The organism is Methanoregula sp. (assembly GCF_002835825.1).
Lineage (GTDB): Archaea > Halobacteriota > Methanomicrobia > Methanomicrobiales > Methanospirillaceae > Methanoregula.
In genome coordinates this window covers 1-3,731 of the sequence record NZ_PIZH01000226.1, presented here as the reverse complement: position 1 = coordinate 3,731, position 3,731 = coordinate 1, and the positions used below count along the sequence as shown (strand labels likewise).

Annotated in this window: 5 protein-coding genes; all 5 read left to right on the top strand. The window is 58.4% G+C overall.

The window, feature by feature from the left end; all coding sequences use genetic code 11:
- Positions 1 to 372 (top strand): thiamine pyrophosphate-dependent enzyme (locus tag CW742_RS08700; RefSeq protein ID WP_292419227.1); only part of this gene is annotated, 372 nt, incomplete at its 5' end.
- Positions 353 to 1,480, top strand: a complete 1,128-nt coding sequence (locus CW742_RS08695; RefSeq protein ID WP_292419224.1) for a homocitrate synthase family protein — start codon at positions 353 to 355, stop codon at positions 1,478 to 1,480. The genes CW742_RS08700 and CW742_RS08695, both read left to right, overlap by 20 nt.
- Positions 1,477 to 2,688, top strand: a complete 1,212-nt coding sequence (locus tag CW742_RS08690; RefSeq protein WP_292419221.1) for an aconitase/3-isopropylmalate dehydratase large subunit family protein — start codon at positions 1,477 to 1,479, stop codon at positions 2,686 to 2,688. The genes CW742_RS08695 and CW742_RS08690 overlap by 4 nt, the downstream gene beginning before the upstream one ends.
- Positions 2,688 to 3,158 carry a 3-isopropylmalate dehydratase gene (locus tag CW742_RS08685; RefSeq protein WP_292419219.1) on the top strand — a complete coding sequence of 157 codons (471 nt, stop codon included), beginning with the start codon at positions 2,688 to 2,690 and terminating at the stop codon, positions 3,156 to 3,158. The genes CW742_RS08690 and CW742_RS08685 overlap by 1 nt, the downstream gene beginning before the upstream one ends.
- Positions 3,155 to 3,731: hypothetical protein (locus CW742_RS08680; RefSeq protein WP_292419216.1), on the top strand; the 577-nt coding region annotated here is incomplete at its 3' end. The genes CW742_RS08685 and CW742_RS08680, both read left to right, overlap by 4 nt.

Sequence of the window (3,731 nt, the reverse complement as noted above, 5' to 3'; positions counted from 1 at the left end):
ACCCCGCCCTACGAACTCGGGGTGGCCAGTTACGGTATGGGTGCGAGCATTGCCGTTGCCGCACGGAGCACGAAAGTCGCCCTCATCGGGGATTATGCCCTTCTCCACTCCGGTCTGAACGCACTCATCGACGTATACGAGAAGCAGCTGCCCCTGCTCTGTATCGTGATGAATAATACCTGCACAGCCATGACCGGGAAACAGCCGGCGTATGACCCGGTCCGCTACCTGCAATGGGCGAATCCGGTGGTCTGCCGGGCCGACGATGTACCGACACTTGAACACGAGCTCGTGGTTACGGACAGGCCACGGATCCTTGTTGTCAACGGGAGTTGTCCGGAAGGGAGCACCCATGAAATCGTTGAATATTGAGATCTGCGACGTGACCTTAAGGGACGGGGAACAGACGCCGGGCGTCTCGTTCTCCTGCAAAGAGAAGGCAGAGATTGCAACAAAGCTCGATGAGATCGGCATCGAAGTGATCGAGGCCGGATTCCCTGCCGTATCGGAGAATGAAAAGCAGTGCGTGAAGACCATTGCAAATCTTGGCCTCGATGCCCGGATCTGCGGTTTCTCCCGGGCACGCGAGCCGGATATCCAGACTGCAATCGATTGCGATGTGGACATGGTGAGCATCTTCATACCGACCTCCGAGCTCCACGTCCGCCTCAAGTTCAAAAAACCCCGGGAACAAGTGCTCGAAGACGCCCTGAAGATGATCGACTATGCCCGTGACCACGGTGTCCAGGTCCGGTTTGCCGCCGAAGATGCATCCCGCACCGACATTCCTTTCTTAAAAAAGGTCTATCGCGGTGCAGCAGATCACGGTGCGGTTCTCCTCAGTTTTGCCGATACTGTCGGCTGCCTCCTCCCCTCCGATATGCAGCGCATGATGACTGAACTCGTTGACTCAGTGGACCGACCGTTCTGCGCCCACTGCCACAACGATATGGGATGTGCCGTGGCAAATACCATCACGGCGGCCGAAGCAGGCGCGTTCCAGCTCCACACCACGGTCAATGGGATCGGAGAACGGGCAGGGAACGCATCACTCGAAGAACTGCTCGTTGCCCTGCGGATGAAGAAGGGCATTGACCGCTACGATCTCTCGAAGCTGACGGAACTCTCTCACCTGGTGGAGAAATACTCGGGAGTTGCACTTCCCCGGAACAAGCCTGTCACCGGTGAGCTGGCATTCTCCCATGAAAGCGGCATCCATATCGCTGCTATCCTGGAAGATCCCTCTGCGTATGAGTATTTCCCCCCGGATCTTGTGGGCGGGGAACGGCACTTCATTCTCGGTAAACATACGGGAAAAAAGGCGCTGGAGCACGTTGTCTCGACTATTGGCTGCGAGCTCTCCGAAAAACAGATCTGCACCGTACTCGACCTGGTCAAGGACCATTCCGAGCACAAGTGCAACATCACTCCCGATGTATTACGGAAACTGATCAAGAAAGTAAAGGAGTCCCCTCAATGAGCACCCTTTCCGAACGGATCCTGAATGCACCGGCCGGAGAATACGTGGATCGTAAGGTTGACCGGGCATTTGCCTGTGACGGAACGGGCATGCTTGCCCTGGAGGCATGGAAGAACATGGGCGCCGGTCACCTTGCCGACGACACCGAGTTTTCGATTTTCTTCGATCATATCGCCCCGGCAAACAACAGCACTGCGGCAACCCTCCAGCACGAGCTCCGCGGTTTCGCAAAAAGCTCGTTCATGAACTTCTCCGATGTTGGCGGGGGCATCTGCCACCAGCTGATGGGCGAGGGAAATGTCCTGCCCGGTGAGATTGTCATCGGTGCCGACTCGCACAGCGTCACGCTCGGCGCGTTCGGGGCGTTTGCCACCGGTGTCGGGGCAACGGACATGGCAGCGATCTGGCTGACCGGTGAAACCTGGCTCCGGGTCCCGGAAACGATAGGTATCCGGCTCGAAGGGCGGTTTGCCGGGGCTGCGGAGGCAAAGGATCTCGCCCTTGCCTATGTGGGGGAGCTCGGGACCGACGGAGCAACCTACCAGGCACTGGAGTTCATTGGCGATGCAGTAAAAGATCTGTCCATTGACGAACGCATGGTGCTCTCCAACCTGTCAGTTGAAGCGGGTGCAAAAGCAGGAATGTTCTATGCCGACGACGTAACCGTTCGCTATCTGAGGGAACGGGGGCATACCGCAAAGCCACAGATCCCCGAATCCTGTATGTATTCACGTGAGCCGGAATTCGATCTCTCCGACATAATCCCTCTCATTGCCGTCCCTCACCGCGTTGATACGGTGAAACCCGTTGACGAACTTGCCGGGCTTCCCCTTGACCAGGTATTCATCGGCACGTGTACCAACGGGAGGTACTCCGACATGGCACGGCTTGCCCGCATCGTGAAAGGAAAGAAAGTAGCGGTGCGGACGATTGTCGTCCCCGCTTCTGCGTCCGTTCTCCTCCAGGCAACACGGACAGGGGTCCTTGCCGACATTATCGAGGCGGGATGCACGGTCGGGACACCCGGCTGCGGCCCCTGTCTTGGCGCCCACATGGGCGTCCTCGGGGAAGAGGAGGTCTGTCTCTCCACGGCCAACCGCAACTTCAAAAACCGCATGGGTGTTGGCGGAGAGATTTACCTCTCCTCGGTTGCCACGGCGGCAGCCAGTGCGCTTACAGGGGAGATCACGACGCCGGAGGTTGCCTGATGAAGACCGGGGGGCGTGCGATCTGCCTGCCTGCGGACATCGATACCGATGTGGTAATAGCCGGGAGATACCTGCGAACCAAGGACAAGAGCATTTGGGCAGCGCATGTCTTCGAGGACCTTGACCCGACGCTTGCGAACCGGCTCAGGGGCGCCGTCATTGTCGCCGGGAAGAATTTCGGATGCGGGTCCTCGCGGGAACAGGCAGCCGTCGCGATCCGGGAGGCCGGGGTAGTCGCAGTGGTCGCACCCTCGTTTGCACGGATTTTCTTCCGCAACGCGATCAATGTCGGCCTGCCACTCATTGAAGCAGATATCGCGTGCGATGAGGGGAGCCAGATAACATTCAACCTTGCGCAGGGCATGGTCGAGGTCTCGGGAAAACGGCATGCGGTAAAGACCCTCTCTCCGAGGATGCAGGAGATCCTCGGGGCTGGCGGGCTTGTGGAGTACTGGAGAAAACGGCGATGATCTTTCCGGAACATTGTAAGATTGTGGGGCACGCCTCGACAAAACCGTGCGGCGACCGGGTCTATTTCCTGAGCCGGTACCTCCTCCGTGAAACCGGAAACGGTTTCGAGCTGCTGGAAGTGACTCCCGATCCGGCGGAAACGGGACTGATGCGCAGGATTGTTTCCACGCATCTCCTTGCGAAGGCAGAAGAAGTCTTCTGCTATCCCGAAAAAGTGCAGCTGCATGACCGAACGAACCTGATCCGGCTCGCCCGCGATTCCGGTTACCGGTGCACAGTCTTCACCGGTCTTGACGAGCATATTACCTTCGTCCTCGATCCCGACCTGTCCGGACTCCTCACGGTCCATGTCTATGATGTGAGCCCGCCGCGACCAAACCTCTCGATGTGCCTGCGGGAACTGGAGGCCGCCGGCCTCTTCGGTGAACTCTCGGTGCAGGTCTTCCCTCATGTGCGGGATCTGCGAACGATCAAAGCTGATGTCCATCCATGCCGGGCATCCGGGTTCGATCATATCCTAGATTCGTATCCCATTCACGGGTGGGAGCGCCGTGCCGGAGGCCTCACCGGTT